Genomic DNA, 18033 nt, shown 5'->3' with positions numbered 1-18033 from the left:
CTCCCACACCTACACCGACCCCAACACCAACGCCTTCCAAGCAGGTGACGGTGCAATCTACGTCTGCAGATCGTCCGGTGAATGTGCGTAGTGCGCCGACCCTGAATTCAACAATTCTTGGCACGGTACGTCACGGCAACCGCATCAATATTGTGTGCCATAGCTATGGTGACTGGGTACAAGGTGTATGGGGCTGGACGCGGCTTTGGAACAAATTGAGCAGCGGTCAATGGATCAGTGATGGTTTCCTGGATACCGGAAGCAACGATCCCGTCGTGCCAGCGTGTAGAACTGCTCGATAAGCAATTGAAATTTGCCAGGCCCGTACATGAATACGGGTCTGGTACCAGAATCGTTCATTAGAACGATGCCAGACCTGCTGTGAAGGCGGACTTGCTGGAAAACTCTCCCTGATTTAACCGGCAGGTTCGCTTGATCGGCAGTGCACTATCCCTACTTTTCAGGCCACCGGGTAGGTTCGCCTACCCGGCTTTTTTTGCCAAGCATAGTCAAAGGTATCAATTCAGCTGATCTGATTGTCTGGCCCAAGTGTGAAGTAGAAAGTTGCTCCTTTTCCTGTCTCGCCTTCCGCCCAAACTCGGCCTCCGTGCCGATCAATAACCTGCTTGACGACGGCCAGCCCGATGCCGGTACCTTCAAAAGTCTGATCATCGTGTAAACGTTGAAAGGTCTTGAACAGCTTGTCCGCATAGCGCATGTCAAATCCGGCACCATTGTCGCGAACAGAATAAGTAACCACACCTTCGTGCTTTTGCATGCCGATTTCCACAACCGGATGTGGTGTCTTTGCCGAAAACTTATAGGCATTGCGCAACAGGTTTTCCACGGCGACCGACAGCAAGGTTGCATCTGCCTTGACACGAAGATGTGGGGGCAAGCGTAATTCGACCTGGGTGGCGTTGTCACCCAGATTACCTTGACTGACAATGGTGCGTACCATGCTGACCAGATCGAAAACGGTCGGTCGCATTTCCTGTTGAGATAATCGCGCCAGATGTAACATGGCGTCGATCAGTTCTGACATGTTGGTTGCGGCTCGCATGATTCGTGACAGGTAATCCCGGCCTTCGGAAGGCAAATGGTCCGCGTAGTCATCACTGAGAATATTGGCAAAATTGTGAATACGACGAATCGGGGCACGCAAATCGTGCGATACCGAATAGCTGAAAGCCTCAATTTCCTGGTTGGCACGTTGTAGCTCTTCAGTGCGTCGTTGTACGCGATTTTCCAATTCCTGATTCAACTGTTGCACTCGTTCTTCTGAACGGGTGCGTTCCAGTTCAGTTCCGGCACGGGCTGCAAAAATACTGAGCAGCGCCTTGGCTAATGGGCTGGATGAGAGTGGTTGTACATCAATGACGGAAACCAGCCCCAATGGTTCACCATCAGCGGAGAAGACCGGGGCTCCCATATAGCTTTCCGCCGCCATGTCGACCAACGTGACATCTTCCGGGAACAATCGTTGGATATCGCAGGGATAATGGCACAGTGTTCGGTGCAGTACATTGGCGCAGGGGGTACCGGACAGGTCATATTCCATGTTATCGACAATTTCGCCATCCACGCACAGGGCCAGAGTATGGGCGCGGTTTCGATTGCCTGGCATGATTTCAGATGCGAACGCATATTTGACCTTCAGTACCGCAGCAAGCTCCTTGACCAGTGCCCGCATGAAATCAACGCCAATCACCCCGGCTGTTCTCCGGAACGCTCCTTCCAGTGCCGATTCCACCCGCTGGGATTCGCCTCTGTCGACATGTGTGGCCATGACCGTTCTTCCGCTCGTTCCATCAGGGGAAGCCATGCCCTGGCACAAGGTATTCAGGTAGTTTCCGTCAGGTAATCGTAATTGCACTTCCAATTGGAAATTACCACCCTGCGCCAAGCTACGGTGAACGGCAGCACGTAATGGCGGTACGTCATCGGGATGAATGTAATCTAACCAATCTCTGAGGAGATGGATTGCGGGAAGATCAAGCAAGGATTGCAACGAGGAGGATATCTGGAAGTCATTGGCGTGCGGCTGCCATTGCCAGAACCCTAACGTGGTGGCTTCAAGATAATGTCGCAATAGCTGCTCGTCCATCTTGAATCAATTCATTCGCATGTAAAGTTATTATAGACAAGCAAAATCAGGCTTATGGACTATTCGGTAAGAGAATGTTTTGGTAACTGATGTTGCGCAGAATTGATAATCGGACAATGGAGCATCTGTCTTGCACGATGAATCAATCGTTGACCGCTGAATGATGGTAGGTGGCACCCCAACCTCAGCAGCCACAACGAGCCCCGATCCCGTTTAGCCTTACCGAGCAGCGCAGTGTGGGGTGGGAGCACGGCAAAAATTGTTCAAGTGGCGCGAAGCGACATGAAAGGCCAAGTCCTTGGCGGCTTGCCGTCTAGTACTGGCTTTCCCCCTTGTGGGGCTTCTTTTGCCGCGCCCCAGGCAAGTAGCACAGGGCATCCGCAACACGGACAAGGTGCACGGGTCGCCTTGTTTTGGAGGCTTTGCTTGGTTAATCAAGAAAAGTCTCGCGTCTGCCGGGCGCAACCAATACCCAAGCAGCTAACTTGACCTTTGACAGCAAAGCCCGTGCGTAACATCAGTTGGTAAGTAATTTGCGCTGACAAATCGGCATCAAAATGTTGCTGTCTATCTACCGAAAATCAAGTTCGACATGCCGTGTTGCTTGGTGGTTACGGACGTTGCACCAATAGTTTATCCAGTGGGTTTTCGTTGTGTTGGAATGGTTGTCGGCCTTGAATCTTGATTGGGCGGCCCGCTTACTGGCTGCAAAATCAGTTGGCTAACTGTTGTTGCAAAAAGGTTTGTAACCATCGGACAGCCAGTGGAATATCACCCTGATAACTATGCACGGTAAAGATAGGCTGGTTGGCTTCCTGCACGCCTGCCAGCACGATACTCAGTAAGCCTTGTTGAAGCATGGGTTGTATCAGCGTGTTCGGCAGGATGGCAATACCTTTACCCTGTACGGCTAATTCACATGCAATCACGGCATTATCAACTTTGAATTTGGGTTGGATAGGTAGTGTGGTGCTGGTCCCGTTGACATCCTGCAAGGTAAGCAACTTCTGCGACTGTTGCCAGCGGGTGGCAATGAATGGGTGCTTGGTCAAGTCCTGAATGTGTTGGATGAGGGGAATCGTTGCCAGATAGCGTGGTGAGGCTACCGGTATTCCCCACAGTTCGCCTACCTTACGTGCTCGCAGCGTACTTTCTGGTAACACGCCAACCCGTAGCGCAAGGTCAATCCCATCGCGGACGATATCCGAAATTGCATCATCCACCCGAATATCCGGTTCCAAATCAGGAAACTGCTCCGTCAATTTCAGCATGGCGGGAATAAGCACGCTGGATGTCAGTGCATGTGGGGCGGTTACCCGGATCGGGCCACTTGGCCGCTGGCTTAGCTGCTGAACCTCGTCACATGCCACATCCAATAATGTGGCCATTTCATTGCATCTTGCCAAAAACAGCCGGCCTGCTTCCGTCAGGCTAAGGCGGCGCGTTGTGCGTACCAGCAGTTGGGTGCCCAGTTGCTTTTCCAGATAGGCGACATGCTGGCTGATTCCGGACTTGGTCAAGTCCACGGCTAAGGCTGCATCGGTAAAGCTGCCCTGCTTGATGACCTCGCGAAACAACAGCATCCGAAAGGCGAGCAACTTTTGTTCATTTTGCATAAACAGTTAATAAATTTATTGGATATATATCTGAAATATATCACCAATTAGACTGGCTGCCGTGTTCACTGCTTTTGAAAACAATCATTTCTGTAAGGATTCATCTCATGATCAAACATGCATTAACCGTTCTTGCGTTGAGCGTGCTGGCGTTGCCTTCACCCATGTATGCCAAGCAACCGGATCAAGTTGCTGGACAGCACCAAGACTTCCAAGTGGCCTTGCATGAAGTGCTGGAGGCCAGCCGTGCCTGGATTGCCGCATTTAATGCAGGAAATGCACGTGCGTGTGCAGAGGCCTATCTGGACCATGCAACCATGGAAGCAAAACCCTTTGGCAGCTATGTTGGCCGTCAGGCTATTCTAGCATTTTGGACTGATTTGATTGGCAAGGGCGCACGGAATCTGGCTTATACGCACATCAAGATTGAACAGCCTGATGTCAATACGATGTTGTTGTCGGCTGATTGGTCGATGAACATTGGCGGTGGTCATATCTCGCGGGAACGTTGGGTCAAGCAAGGCGGTCGCTGGATGTTGGCTGAGGATCGGTTCGAGGTGCTTCATCAGAACTAGTAACGATCCTGGCACCTGGCAGATTGTTGCTAACAGGTTAATACCCAGTCGTGTACAACGGTGCGGTATCAAAGCCGCACTGTTTTTCTGTCATATGCGGTTGGTCACCATCTTCAATAAATTTCAATGCCTTGTGCCACTTTAGGTACATGTCTTGATCACTATTTCCGTATATTTCCTTTGATTGAAATCAAGTTTGTGCTAAATTTTCAGTAATTATTGAAAATTCAAAACATATGAACCTTACTCCACTCATTCAATCTTTCGTCCTGCATTTTGGTGAAATGGGTAGCCGCTGGGGGATCAACCGCACGGTTGGCCAGATCTACGCCCTGTTGTTTGTTTCCAACCGACCGTTGAATGCGGATGAAATCGCGGAGGCTTTGGGTTTTTCCCGGTCCAACGTCAGTATGGGGCTGAAGGAACTGGAAAGTTGGCGGCTGACCAAACCACAACATTTACCGGGTGATCGACGCGAGTACTTTTCGGCACCTGACGATGTATGGGCAATTTTCCGCACCCTGGCTGAAGAGCGACGCAAGCGTGAGGTTGATCCGACTTTGTCGATGCTGCGGGCTGCGCTGATGGAAACACCGGTTACGGACGAGGATCGCCACGCTCAAGAGCGCATGCGGGAAATGCATGGTCTGATCGAACAAGTCACTAATTGGTTTACCGACGTACAGCGCCTGGAAGCAGACACCTTGGTGCAGTTGATGAATCTGGGTTCCAAGGTACAGAAGGTCTTGGAGCTCAAGGACAAATTCACGCTGTTCACCGGTGGGCGCGGGCAGGGTGGCGATAACTAGCAAGATGATTCAGGCAGACCCAGTAAGGTAAGCAGTTGACGGTGTCTGCTGTAGCAAATCCATATAAACGCGTTGCTGCTGAAGCGGCACAGGAGGAGGCAGGCATGGTGCAGTTCATTCTTACAGGAATTCGTCATGGACCCGGTCGTTCTCGCCCGAATACAGTTTGCAGCCAATATTACGTTTCACATCCTCTTTCCTGCCATCAGCATTGCGCTGGCGTGGGTTCTGCTGTTCTTCAAATGGCAAGGTAATCGCACCGGCAATCAAGCTTGGCGCGATGCCTACCAATTCTGGGTCAAAGTCTTTGCCCTGACCTTTGCATTAGGTGTGGTCACCGGCATCACCATGAGCTTCCAGTTCGGTACCAACTGGCCTGGATTCATGCAGACCGTTGGCAATATTGCCGGGCCTTTGTTGGCTGCGGAAGTATTGACGGCTTTTTTCATGGAAGCCACTTTCCTTGGCATCATGCTGTTCGGGGCGAAGCGGGTATCCAACAACATGCATACCTTGGCGACCGCCTTGGTGGCCATTGGTACAACCGTGTCTGCTTTCTGGATTCTGATCCTGAATTCCTGGATGCAGACACCGGTTGGCTTTGAAATGATCAATGGCCAGGCACATGCCACGGATTGGGGCGCAATTCTGACGAATCCGTCGTTCCCATACCGCTTCGTTCACATGTTGTTGGCTTCCGGGCTGACGGTAGCGTTTTTGTTGGCAGGGCTGTCGTCGTTCCGTTATCTGCGCGGTGACCGTTCCGCAGGCTTGATGGCCGCATTACGCACCGGGATTGTAATGGGGGCCATGCTGATTCCACTGCAGATTGTGGTTGGGGACTTACATGGGTTGAATACGCTGAAGCATCAGCCAGCCAAGTTGGCCGCCATGGAGGGCATCTGGCAGACCAGTAAGGGGGTGGATGCTGTGTTGTTTGGGATTCCGGATAGCGAGGCCAAAACCAATCACTACGAAATTGCCATCCCCAAACTGGCCAGTTTTTATCTGACCCATGACTGGCAGGGGGAAATCAAAGGACTGGATGCGTTTGAAGGCAAGCATCCCCCTGTCGGGCCGGTGTTCTGGGCATTCCGGATCATGGTTGGTGTTGGGTTGTTGATGCTGGCGGTATCGTGGGCGGCACTGTGGTATTGGCGTCAGCAAAAGGGGTTACCGACATGGCTGGCCCACACGTTTGTCGCCATGACATTTGCCGGTTGGGTTGGGCTGATTGCGGGTTGGTATGTGACAGAAGTCGGCCGTCAGCCCTGGCTGGTCTATGGGGTATTGACCACGGCAGAGGCGGCATCAGCAGTGCCACCGGCGCATATTGGCCTGTCACTGGCCATGTATCTGAGCTTGTACCTCTGTTTGGGTTTTGCCTATGTGCGGGTACTGTTCTATCTGGCAGGCAAGGCTGGTAAAGCGGCCATTGAAACACCACCTGTTTTGCAACCTGCCATGCAGTAAAGGAAAACCATCATGCTTAACCTGAATGAATTTCTTCCGCTGCTGTTTCTGGGCCTGATGGGCTTGTCGATGCTGATCTACGTGGTGCTGGACGGCTACGACCTTGGTGTTGGTGTGTTGATGCACTGGGCGACACCTGAAGAAAAAGACCGGATGATCTCCGCCATTGGCCCATTTTGGGATGCCAATGAAACCTGGCTGGTGCTGGGCGTGGGCATATTGCTGGTGGCGTTTCCCATGGCCCAGGGTATGGTGCTCACGGCGTTATATCTACCGGTGTCCGTCATGTTGGCTGGTTTGATTTTGCGGGGCGTGGCATTTGATTTTCGTGCCAAGGCTCATGCCGATCACAAGCGGCTTTGGGATAGGCTGTTTTCACTCGGTTCGTTGGTAGCCAGTTTGGCACAGGGCTTCATGTTGGGGATGTATGTCACCGGTTTGGTCTATACCAAGCAAGCCGTTGCTTTTTCGGCTGTTGTTGCCGTGTGCCTGGTCGCCGGCTATTCGTTGCTTGGTGCATGCTGGTTGGTGCTTAAAACGGAAGGTGAATTGCAGCGTAAGGCCATTTTGTGGGCCAAACGCTGCTTGAAGTGGGCCGGTTTGGGTGTAGCACTGATTTCGGTGGCAACACCATTAGCCAGCCAACGTGTGGCTGACCGTTGGTTCACCATGCCGGAATTTTTCCTGATGTTGCCGATTCCTTTGATCACTGCGGTGTTGTTCATTGCTACCTACCAGTTGTTGAAGAAGCTGCCTCGGGTGAATGATCGCTGGTCATGGGTACCTTTCATCAGTGTGGTCGGCATTTTTGTCTTGGCATTTCATGGCTTGGCTTACAGCATGTTCCCGTACCTGGTGGTGGACAAGATGACTGCCTGGCAAGGGGCTGCATCACTTGAATCACTGAAGATACTGGCGGTGGGTACATTGATCGTGTTACCAGCCATCCTGTGTTACACGGCTTACTCCTATTATGTCTTCAGGGGTAAGGCGCGAGATTTGGTGTATTGATTGTCAAAGCCGGCTCCGCCGGCTTTTTGGGGGCTGTTATATGGTGTAGGCCGGATGTATCTGATATAGGTCAGGATCAATGGCTTGGCGCCTTCGTATGCTTCCCACTGGCATATTGCCCTGTGCTTGAGTAATATCCGTTAACTTCGTAGCTTATGCATACGTCAATATCATCCTTCGCTAATACATTACAGATCACGATTACATCATGCGCCGCTTTGAATGCATTGAAGGCAACTCAAACAAATTCTGGGAAATCGAGCTGGTGCAGTCTGAGCTGCAGATTCGTTACGGCAAGATAGGTACCCAAGGCCAAAGCCAGACCAAATCTTTTGCTGACGAGGCCAAAGCCACCACGGCCATGAACAAGCTGGTTACCGAGAAAACCGGTAAAGGTTATGTCGAGGTAGATGCGGCAAGCCAAACTCCTGTGGTCAAGCAGCCTGAATCACAGGCTTTGACCGCGAACGGGCCGGAGCCAGCCAAGCGACCGCCTTGGTTGATTCAGGGTGAAGCGCTGCCTATCCCGGAAGGTTGGTTGGAAGTGGCAATGCCCAGTCGGCGTTTTCCTCAACCCTGTGAATCAGAGGAAGTAGACTGGACACTTCGGCACTTGTGGGCACGATTCGGCAATTGTGTGTTTCATGATCGCGAGGATGCCCCACCAACCTGGGTGAAGGCATTTGATGAAACCATGTCGCGTTTGGCCAATGCGCAGCAAGAAGGGTCGTTTGAATCCGATGTGATGCTGTTGGCGCTGACGATTGTCATCAACGACTATGCGGGCGAGGATTTGGTGGATTGGCTGGTTGCATCCCGTGGATTGACCTATGCGATGAATGTATTGCTGGCTGCGGAGCAGCTGGGTATCGACGAACACTGTGACGATTACGATCATCCGGGCATCCAGCTTTGGTCGTTTGTTGTTAAAACGTTGCTGGGTAGTAGCTCTGGACCGTTTGGGCGTACTGAATGGCGGTTCCGTCATCATTTGGCAGTGGCATCCCAGGCTGAGTACGATGCCTGCGTGGCGCGTATTCGTGAGGTTTTGCCGGCGATTCCATCTTGCCGCCAACCCTTGTTTGGCTTGATCTTGCCGGATCACCCGACGTTGTCGGAAGAATTGGCACGGCAATTGGTTGGACCCGATGCCCATAAGAGTGTCCGTTGGCTATTGACCACAGTAGTTGACGAAGATGTGATCCGGTTGTTGAAGACCATGCCGGTGGACCGTTGGGACAGATCCCCTTGGGAGAATCAGGAGCACATTATTGCCGTGTTGCTGGAGCGTGGTCTGGCCGCTCTGGACGTATTGGAAACAACAAGTGCTTGGTACCAGCTGGATGAATGGCTGACCGAGGTGAATCATCCAAAAGTAGTTGGTTTGTTGTTACAGATCGAGACTCGCTACAGTGCGCGTCGACTGGCGTACTTGACGCAATTCATGGCCAGCTTCCCAGCAGCTGCAATGGCTGGTTTGGCGGAATGGTTGGCTGCCACGACGGAGCCACAGGAGCTGCCACAACATTTTCTCGCCCAGTTATGTATGGGTTACCGTGAGTTATGGCCGTCGATTCAGCCTTGGCTGAGCGAGGGAGCACAGCGGATCATGGCTGATATGCTGGCGAAGCTGGCAGAACCCGCCACAGTTGCTACCGTTGATGAACTGCCGGTGGTACTGGTCAACCCGCCTTGGCTGACGGCAAAGAAAAAGACGGTCGTAAAGGCATTGTCGCTGTCCCCGCTGCCATTGGCAGATTTGGATGCACGCGATCGACAGCAGTTGGATCGTACGCTGCAGTTGCCCGATTGGGTGCGGGCGGCGTTGGCCAAAGCACAAAAGAACACTGAAACCTTGGTACATGAGCTGGGTTTCACGGTGCATTACCACTCATCTGAGAAACAAAAGCCCAAGCTGTTCAAACAGGTACTGGCAAAGGCGACCCAAGCGATTACTGATCAGGACTCGGCTGCGTTGATTGCCAGCTGGCAGGACTACCAACAGCACGAGCTGGGATATTGGTATCAATGGGAAGGCCATGCGGTATCGGTTCTGCCGGGTGAAATGGCACTAGCGCTGTGGAATGCCGCTGGTGCAGATAAATGGTGTGATACCGGCTACCTGATAGCCAAGCTGGGGTTCGCTGGCATACCTGGTTTGGTGGCTAGCTTGATGCAGCAGCCCAGCCGTGATGTCTACTACGCCGTCGAACTGGGTTCGGTTGCGTTGGCGCTACCCATGGCGCGCATCGTCAGCAAATACAAATCCCTGCGCAAATTTGGTTTGGCTTGGTTGACGCGTTTCCCGGAACACGCTGCCTGCGGCCTGATTGCACCGGCTTTGGGTGCAGCGGGCGAGGCACGCGAGCAGGCAACTTACGCATTGCGCTTGCTGGCGCAGGGCGGACATCGGGCTTTGTTGTTGGATGTGGCTGGTCGTTATGACGATCCTGCCGTACTGACTGCGTTACAGACGGTGTTGGATGAAAGCCCATTGGATCTTTTCCCTGCCAAACGCAGTAAAGCACCAGACTTCTGGCTACCTAATTTGTGGCGTCGTCCTGTCCTGAAAAGCAATGGCAAGCCATTGGGTGATGTTGCCCTAGAACACCTGGGCACGATGTTGCGCTTCCCAGTCGCCGATGGTGTGTATGCCGGGTTGGCTGATGTGAAGGCAACCTGCACGGCGGCATCGCTGGCCGATTTCGCCTGGGATTGTTTCCATACCTGGTATCACGTGGTAGATGCCCCGGGTAAGGAAAGCTGGGCGTTGATGGCATTGGGTGTGCTGGGTGATGACAATACTGCCCGCAAACTGACACCTTACATCCGTGATTGGCCGGGTGAATCGCAACATGCCCGTGCTGCCTCGGGTGTTGACGTATTGGCACTGATTGGCAGTGATGTATCGCTGATGTTGCTCAATGGCATTGCGCAAAAGGTCAAATACCGGGCATTGCAGGGAGCGGCGCAGACCAAGATCCAGCAGATTGCGGCACAGCGTGATTTGACTACCGAAGAGCTGGAAGACCGGCTGGTACCCATGTTGGGCTTGGATGAACAGGGAATGCAGGTACTGGATTTCGGGCCACGCCAGTTTCGGGTGGGGTTCGACGAGACACTCAAGCCCTATGTGCGCGACAACGACAACAAGCGGTTGGCAGATCTGCCCAAGCCTCGCAAGGATGACGATGCGGAACTGGCCGGGGCTGCTGTCGAACGCTGGAAACTGCTGAAGAAAGATGTGCGTACGGTCGCATCTTTGCAGATCACGCGCCTGGAAAAGGCAATGTGCACCCGCCGTCGGTGGACGGTATCGGTTTTCCAGCAGTTCCTGGTGGAACATCCATTGATGCGCCATCTGGTACACCGGCTGGTGTGGGGCGTGTATGAAGTCGAAGATGATGCGGTGGATGGCGGTACCTTGCTGAGTTGCTTCCGGGTGGCTGAGGATGGCCGATTCACTACGTCGGATGATGATGAAATTACACTGCCGGCTGGCGAACAGATTCGCCTGGGGGTTGTGCACCGGCTGGAATTGACGGATCAGCAAGTGATGGCATTTGGTCAGTTGTTTGCAGATTATGAGCTGATACAACCGTTCAACCAGTTGTCGCGTGAAGCCTATGCATTGACTGTAGCGGAACAGGCTACTGCCCAACTGACCCGTTGGGATACCATGAAAGTACCGACTGGCAAGGTTCTGGGCTTGGTCAACCGTGGCTGGGAGCGGGGTGCAGTACGTGACGGCGGCAGTGTCTGGGACTTCACCAAAATCCTGGGGCAGGGGTTCTCGATTGATCTGCCGTTGAATCCCGGCTTTTGTGTGGGGATTACGCACGAGGTCGAGGAGCAGGAGCTGGGCCCGATCAGTTTGTCACAGTACGATCCAAGCCAATCCAATAGCGCACCGGGCGTGTTTGCCAGCCTGGATGCCATCGCCATCAGTGAATTGATCCGCGATATGGAAAATCTGCGTAGCTAAAAAAATCCCCACCCTGGGGGAACAGGGTGGGGGCAATTTGCGCCAGTCAACAGTTACAACATGTCCTCAGAACCGCTAACGGGGCGCGTCGATAGGTAAGTGATACGCGCTCAATCCAGCGTTACCATTTGTTTAGTTCGAAACGCCTCGGTAATCGCCAGCCCAATGCGTGTGGCTTCCGTTGCATCGGCCAGGGTCAGCACGGGGGCGCGTCGTTGCAGTACCGCATTGACGAAATCCTGTGCCTCCAGCAAAAACGCATCGCTGAAACGTTCAAAAAAATCTCCCACACATTCACTGCGCACGCCGTGTTGATCGCTGATCTCGACACGGTTTTTGCGTGGATTGCTGCCGATCGCCAAACGGCCTGTGGTGCCGAACACTTCTGTGGCTGTTTCATGGCCATGGGCCTGCGTGCGGGAGGCAAAGAAGGTGGCCAGCTGGCCACTGCCGAATTCACACATGGCGATGCCATTGTCGACATCGTGATGGGCCTGCAAACCGTGATGGATGGCGATGGTGCCGGTTGCCCACACCCGCTTGGCCCGATTGGCACCTAACAACCAGCGTGCCAGATCGATATCGTGCACACTGCAATCCATGAAAATGCCACCACTGGTCTCCGCAAAACGAACAAAGAAGCCACTGGGATCGTTTTGATCGCAGGTTTGCGAACGTAGCAGATACGGTGTGCCGATCTGACCAGCCCGGATTTTGTCGAAAGCATCCCGATAACTAGGATCGAAACGGCGCACAAATCCAATGGTGGCAACCTGGTGTGGAAAGGCCGCGGCGACTTGTTCCACCCGCAGACAATCTGCCATGTTCAATGCCAACGGCTTTTCGCAGAACACATGCTTGCCAGCCTGCAAGGCGGCGATGATCTGCTCGGCATGCAGTGAGGTAGGTGTCACCAGAAATACTGCATCCAAGTCAGGATGGCGTAACAACTGGGCATAGTCGGTATAGGTCGAGGCTGTTGGTAACACTTGGCTTGCCCAGCCCAGCTCATCCGCAACCGGGCTGCAGGCGGCGACGATCCGGGCGCCGGGCACCCGTTGCGCCAGATTCAGCGCATGACGCTTGCCCAATCGGCCCAAGCCGACGATGCCGATATTGATGGTGTTCATATGCAACGCTCCCTGTTGGATCGATAGCGGTTTACAGCGTGACCACACGACCTTCACGCCATGACAGCGTGGCCGCCTCGGCCAACTCCAGCGCTTTCAACCCGTCTTCCACACTGGTGCGGGGCGCTTGGCCGGTACGGATCACATCGAAGAAATGGGCCATTTCCACGGCATAGGCCGCACGATATCGTTCCAGGAAAAAATGCTCTGGCAGATTGGTAGCAACATGTTCGCCGGTATAGGCGGTGACTTCCGTCGGGCGATGATTGCCAGCTTGCAACATGCCTTTGCTGCCTAACACCTCGAAACGTTGGTCGTAACCATATGCTGCACGGCGGATGGCGTTGATCTGGCAGAGCTGGCCCTGACGGGTGCGGATGGTGACGGCGGTGGTATCGGCATCGCCTACACTCTCGATGGCAGGATCGGTCAACACCGACGCAGTGGCATGTACGCTGACTGGTTCGTCATCCAGAATCCAGCGGCAGATGTCGAAATCGTGGATCAACATGTCTTTGAAGATACCGCCAGAGTGCTTCAGATAATCCAATGGCGGTGCACCAGGGTCGCGGCTGGTCACAATCAACACCTCGGGTGTGCCGATTTCACCGGCTTCGATACGGGCTTTGACTGCAGCAAAGGTTGGGTCGTAACGGCGCTGGAAGCCAATCAGGCAGGGCACCTTGGCTTCCGCGACAGCGGCGGCACACAGGCGTGCACGGTCCAGTGTCAGATCGACCGGCTTTTCGCAGAAGATGGCTTTGCCCACGCTGGCCGATTGCAGAATCAAATCGGCGTGGGTGTCGGTACTGGCGGCGATGACCACGGCTTTCACGTCGGCATCGGCAAAGGGCACTTCCGGCGAGACGAATTCCGCACCGTACTGCTGTGCCAGTGCCTGGCCTGCTGCTGGGGCATACACATCCACCACGTACTTCAGCTTGACCCCTGCCTCCCGTGCCAGGTTTGCTGCGTGAATCTTGCCGATGCGACCGGCGCCGTACAGTGCCACATTAATCATCGTATCCTCCAACGTTCTTGGTTTCTTCAATGTTGAGTTCCAGCTTGTACGCCAGCGCAATGAACAGCGCCTGGCACAGGCAGATGGTGCTGGTGAGCGAACGGAATGCGAACGCCGTACCTTCCTTGACCGTCAGGCAGGCTTGCGCACCACGTGCCAAGGGGCTCATCTGGCTATCGGTGATGACCAGCAGCTTGGCTTTGTGTTGTACCGCTACCCGGGCCGCGTAGCGGGTCTCCTTGCCATACGGTTGAAAGCTGATGGCAATCAGCACATCGCCTTCGCTGATGGAACGGATCTGTTCATGAAACATGCCGCCCAGGCCGCTCAGGTGATGCACCCGCTTTTGCGTGTGCTGCAAGGCATATGCCACGTACGACGCGATTGGAAACATCCGCCGCACACCGACCACATAGATGTTCTCCGCCTCTACCAACAACTGCACGGCTGCTTCCAACTGGGTGTCGTCGATCTGCCCGGCCAGATCGTCCAGCCCTTGCATGCATGCACCGATGAAATTGCGAGTCATGCTGCCAGCACTTAACGGGCCATCCTGACTGGCAATCAGACTGCGGATGCGTTGCCGGTAGCTGGGATTGGAACTTTGTGGCGGGTTGAAGCTGTCGCGGAATATCGCCTGCATCTCTGAAAAGCCGGCGAAACCGAAGCGCTGTGCAAAACGCACAATCGCAGAGGGCTGCACGTCGCATGCGGCGGCGATATCGGTAATCCGTTCCAGCACCAGCGTCTGGCGGTGCTGTTCGACATAGTTGGCAATCACCTTCAGCTGTTTGCTCAAGGAATCGTATTCCTCGGCAATGCGCTGTATCAGTTGATCTGCGTTGAGCGAATCGATCATAGGGTGATCTCAGTGTGAATCGGTATGGGCAGATTATAGGGGTGAAAATTAATTTCGAAAATAAATTTCTAATGAAAAATTATTTTGCAAAAAATATTGCAATGAAATTTGCGGAGGCGTATCTTGTGCTGCAAGAAAAGCCCGCAAAAACATCTTTCAATCAGTAAGTAACAGATGAGACGGGCGTGGCAGGCGAAACCCCAATCAATGCCAACTGAAAGCCGGGCAACGATCCGGTTCTCAAAAAACGGAGAAGACAATGCAAGACACTCGCAAGAAACGCTTTGCGTGCAAAGCGCTGGTGGCTGCACTTACCCTGGCCTGTGGCGTAGTACAGGCGGCAGATGCCAAATTCGTACTGATCAGCCATGCTCCGGATTCCGATGCCTGGTGGAACACCATCAAGAATGCGATCAAGCAAGCGGGCGAAGACTTCAATGTGGATGTCGATTACCGTAACCCACCCAGTGGGGATCTGGCCGACATGGCGCGATTGGTTGAACAGGCCTCAGCCCGTGGCTATAACGGCGTGATCACTTCCATTACCGATTTCGATGTGCTGAAAAAACCGCTGGGGCAGGTGACGGGCAAGAAGATCCCCCTGGTGACCATCAATTCCGGCACCGTGCAGCAGAGCGAATCGTTGAATGCGCTGATGCACGTTGGCCAGCCTGAATACGATGCGGGTCGCGATGCTGGCCTGCAAGCCAAGGCGGCCGGCATCAAGTCTTTCCTATGCGTGAACCATTACGCGACCAACCCGGCTTCGTTCGAGCGTTGCAAGGGCTTTGCTGATGCGATCGGTGTCGATTTCAAACAAGCGACCTTGGATGCCGGCGACGATCCGACCGGCATCGAAAGCAAAGTCAGCGCCTATCTGCGCAACAATCCAAAAACCCAGGCCGTGCTGACACTGGGCCCAACCTCCGCAGCCCCTACCATCAAAGCAGTCAAGAAGATGGGGCTGGCCGGCAAGTTGTACTTCGCCACCTTTGACATCTCCGACGAAATCTCCAAGGGCATCAAGGATGGCACCATCAAATACGCCATCGATCAGCAACCTTATCTGCAGGGTTATATCCCGGTGGCGATCATGGCCATGATGAAGAAGGAAAACACCACCGATCTGGCCAAGATCACGGCGGCACTAAAAGCCAATCCCAAGTTTCAGGCACGGCTGCAGGAGTACGGTCTGGCGCCGGTCTATAAAGCGCGGCACATCAATTCCGGCCCGGGCTTCGTGGACGTGAAAACACTGGCCAAGGTGGAGAAGTACGCCGGGCAGTTCCGTTAATCAGGCGTTGGGTGGCTTGCCCGGCAGTATTGGGTGCCGGGCAGCAGCACCTGACTGAACCCTACTCCATTTCTCCCAAGCACAACCCGGCCGACAAGTCCGGTGTGGGCCAACACACCCACAGCATGACCTGCAGGAGTTTATAGAATGAGTATTGCCAATACTGGCTTGAAGGAGGCGGCAGTCATGTCCCTGCCCGGCGCCCAGCCACCCAGCCAATCGGACGAAAGGGTGAAGCAGCAAAGCCTATTCCACCGGTTGATGAGCCGCCCCGAATTTGCCGCCATTTCCGGCACGGTGCTGGTGTTCATGGTGTTTGCGTTTTCTGCCGGCAGTTCTGGCATGTTTGCCATCGATGGCGTCATCAATTGGTCGCAAGTGGCGGCCTATCTGGGCATTCTTGCCATCGGCGCCTGCCTGTTGATGATCGCCGGCGAATTCGATCTGTCGATTGGTTCCATGATTGGCTTCGCTGGGATGATGGTGGCGATTCCGCCGCTGTACTTCGGATGGCCGGTATCGCTGTCGATTGTGTTCGCGTTTGTTGCCAGCATGGGCCTGGGTTGGTTGAACGGCTATCTGGTGATCAAAACCCGCTTGCCATCTTTTATCGTCACCTTGGCTTTTCTGTTCATTTTGCGTGGGCTGACACTGGCGTTGTCGATCATGTTTGCCAACCGCACCATCGTTAGCGGGATTGGTGACTTGGCTGCGCAGGATTGGCTGGCCAATGCCCTGTTCGTTGGTCATGTCGGCGACAGCCTGTTCCTATGGCTGGCGAATCTGGGCTGGATCGCCAAGTTGGACAATGGCCAGCCGCTGGTGCCCGGCTTGCCCAAGGTGATCGTGTGGTGGCTGGGCATGGCGGGTATGTGTGCCTTTATGCTGGCCCGTACCCGCATCGGTAACTGGGTCTTTGCGGTAGGGGGCGATGCCAACGCGGCCAAGAACGTGGGTGTACCGGTAAAGGCCGTCAAGATCGGACTGTTCATGTTCACGGCTTTCTGTGCCTGCCTGTTTGCCACGCTGCAGGTGTGCGATATCGGCTCGGCGGCGGCAGATCGCGGCATGCAGAAAGAGTTTGAAGCGGTGATTGCCGCTGTGATCGGTGGCACTTTGTTGACAGGGGGCTATGGCTCGGTGGTGGGGGCATGCTTCGGTGCGCTGATCTTCGGCGTGGTACAGATTGGCATCACCTACACCAATATCAATTCCGACTGGTTCCGAGTTTTCCTGGGGCTGATGCTGCTGATCGCGGTGATCTTCAACAACTATATCCGCCGTCGCGTGACGGAAGCGAGGTAAGTCATGGCGACCGAATCCGAATTCATCCTGGAACTGGATAACGTCAGCAAAGTGTTCGGCAGCGTGATTGCGTTGAATGGCGTGACCTTGCGCCTGAAGCGGGGTGAGGTGCATTGCCTGCTGGGTGACAACGGGGCAGGCAAATCCACCCTGATCAAGACCCTGGCAGGCGTACATAAACCTTCCAACGGGGTTTACCGCGTGGATGGTCAACCAGTCTGCTTTGAATCGCCCAAGCAAGCGTTGGATCGTGGCATTGCAACGGTGTATCAGGATTTGGCCTTGGTCCCATTGATGTCGATTGCCCGCAACTTCTTTCTGGGTCGTGAGCCGATGAAAAAGTTGCTGGGCTTCGTGCCGGTGATGGATGTGGAATTGGCTGGTGAGGTGGCGCGCGAAAAGTTGGCAGAGATGGGCATCAACATTCGTGATCCGCACCAGGCCATTGGCACTATGTCCGGTGGCGAGAAGCAATGCCTGGCCATCGCCCGTGCCATCTACTTTGGCGCGCGGGTGCTGATTCTGGATGAGCCCACCGCGGCGCTGGGGGTGAAGCAATCGTTCAACGTGCTGCGTTTGATCGCCAAGGCGCGGGAAAAGGGCATTTCGGTGATTTTCATCACCCACAACGTGCATCACGCCTATCCAATCGGCGATTCGTTCACCTTGCTGAATCGTGGCAAATCGCTGGGTACCTACACCAAGGAAACCATTTCTAAAGACGAGGTGCTGGACATGATGGCTGGCGGGGCTGAGATGCAGAAGCTGATGGCCGAGCTGGATGGCGTTCGTATCTGAAGGATTAACAGGGACTGCGCTGCTGAATGCGCATTCCGGAGGATTAGACC

14 protein-coding genes are annotated in these 18033 nt (G+C 54.2%); 9 read left to right on the top strand and 5 right to left on the bottom strand.

From position 1 onward, the window contains the following. On the top strand, positions 1-302 hold a 302-nt coding region (locus tag FFS57_RS13245), incomplete at its 5' end, for an SH3 domain-containing protein (protein ID WP_137938282.1). 221 nt (positions 303-523) lie between these two features. Here FFS57_RS13245 and FFS57_RS13240 read toward each other — a convergent pair. Both FFS57_RS13240 and FFS57_RS13235 read right to left on the bottom strand, forming a co-directional pair. Further along, positions 524-2107, bottom strand: a complete 1584-nt coding sequence (locus FFS57_RS13240) for a PAS domain-containing sensor histidine kinase (protein ID WP_137938281.1) — start codon at positions 2105-2107, stop codon at positions 524-526. 713 nt (positions 2108-2820) lie between these two features. Further along, positions 2821-3723 (bottom strand): LysR family transcriptional regulator, encoded by a 903-nt coding sequence (locus tag FFS57_RS13235; RefSeq protein WP_137938280.1) that lies wholly within the window; start codon positions 3721-3723, stop codon positions 2821-2823. A gap of 107 nt (positions 3724-3830) precedes the next feature. On the opposite strand from FFS57_RS13235, the gene FFS57_RS13230 reads away from it, so the two are divergent. From FFS57_RS13230 to FFS57_RS13210, 5 genes are all read left to right on the top strand, one after another. Beyond that, complete coding sequence (locus FFS57_RS13230) at positions 3831-4298, top strand: nuclear transport factor 2 family protein (protein WP_137938279.1); 468 nt, start codon at positions 3831-3833, stop codon at positions 4296-4298. Positions 4299-4534: 236 nt separating this feature from the next. Beyond that, positions 4535-5107, top strand: a complete 573-nt coding sequence (locus FFS57_RS13225; RefSeq protein WP_137938278.1) for a GbsR/MarR family transcriptional regulator — start codon at positions 4535-4537, stop codon at positions 5105-5107. 135 nt (positions 5108-5242) lie between these two features. After that, entirely contained in the window at positions 5243-6580 is a 1338-nt protein-coding gene (locus tag FFS57_RS13220; RefSeq protein WP_137938277.1) for a cytochrome ubiquinol oxidase subunit I, read from the top strand. 12 nt (positions 6581-6592) lie between these two features. Further along, positions 6593-7591, top strand: coding sequence for a cytochrome d ubiquinol oxidase subunit II (locus FFS57_RS13215; protein WP_137938276.1), 999 nt, complete (start codon positions 6593-6595; stop codon positions 7589-7591). A gap of 208 nt (positions 7592-7799) precedes the next feature. Beyond that, complete coding sequence (locus FFS57_RS13210) at positions 7800-11576, top strand: WGR and DUF4132 domain-containing protein (RefSeq protein WP_137938275.1); 3777 nt, start codon at positions 7800-7802, stop codon at positions 11574-11576. 110 nt (positions 11577-11686) lie between these two features. Here FFS57_RS13210 and FFS57_RS13205 read toward each other — a convergent pair whose 3' ends face one another. Genes FFS57_RS13205 through FFS57_RS13195 form a run of 3 tightly spaced genes read right to left on the bottom strand, consistent with a single transcriptional unit; the run spans position 11687 to position 14586 of the window. After that, positions 11687-12706, bottom strand: coding sequence for a Gfo/Idh/MocA family oxidoreductase (locus FFS57_RS13205; RefSeq protein WP_137938274.1), 1020 nt, complete (start codon positions 12704-12706; stop codon positions 11687-11689). A 31-nt stretch (positions 12707-12737) separates the two neighbouring features. After that, entirely contained in the window at positions 12738-13727 is a 990-nt protein-coding gene (iolG, locus tag FFS57_RS13200) for an inositol 2-dehydrogenase (RefSeq protein ID WP_137938273.1), read from the bottom strand. Next, positions 13720-14586: a MurR/RpiR family transcriptional regulator gene (locus FFS57_RS13195; RefSeq protein ID WP_137938272.1), complete on the bottom strand. Its 867-nt coding sequence runs from the start codon at positions 14584-14586 to the stop codon at positions 13720-13722. The genes iolG and FFS57_RS13195 overlap by 8 nt, the downstream gene beginning before the upstream one ends. Positions 14587-14845: 259 nt before the next feature. On the opposite strand from FFS57_RS13195, the gene FFS57_RS13190 reads away from it, so the two are divergent. The 3 genes from FFS57_RS13190 (at position 14846) to FFS57_RS13180 (ending at position 17983) form a co-directional block, all read left to right on the top strand. Beyond that, on the top strand, positions 14846-15880 hold the full coding sequence (locus tag FFS57_RS13190) for a sugar ABC transporter substrate-binding protein (protein ID WP_137938271.1): 1035 nt from the start codon (positions 14846-14848) through the stop codon (positions 15878-15880). Between the two features lie 186 nt (positions 15881-16066). Beyond that, positions 16067-17185 (top strand): ABC transporter permease, encoded by a 1119-nt coding sequence (locus FFS57_RS13185; RefSeq protein ID WP_171013916.1) that lies wholly within the window; start codon positions 16067-16069, stop codon positions 17183-17185. Between the two features lie 3 nt (positions 17186-17188). Further along, positions 17189-17983, top strand: a complete 795-nt coding sequence (locus FFS57_RS13180; RefSeq protein ID WP_137938269.1) for an ATP-binding cassette domain-containing protein — start codon at positions 17189-17191, stop codon at positions 17981-17983. The last annotated feature ends 50 nt before the right edge of the window (positions 17984-18033 follow it).

The organism is Chitinivorax sp. B, from assembly GCF_005503445.1.
GTDB lineage: Bacteria > Pseudomonadota > Gammaproteobacteria > Burkholderiales > SCOH01 > Chitinivorax.
This window is presented reverse-complemented; position numbering and strand designations above follow the sequence as displayed.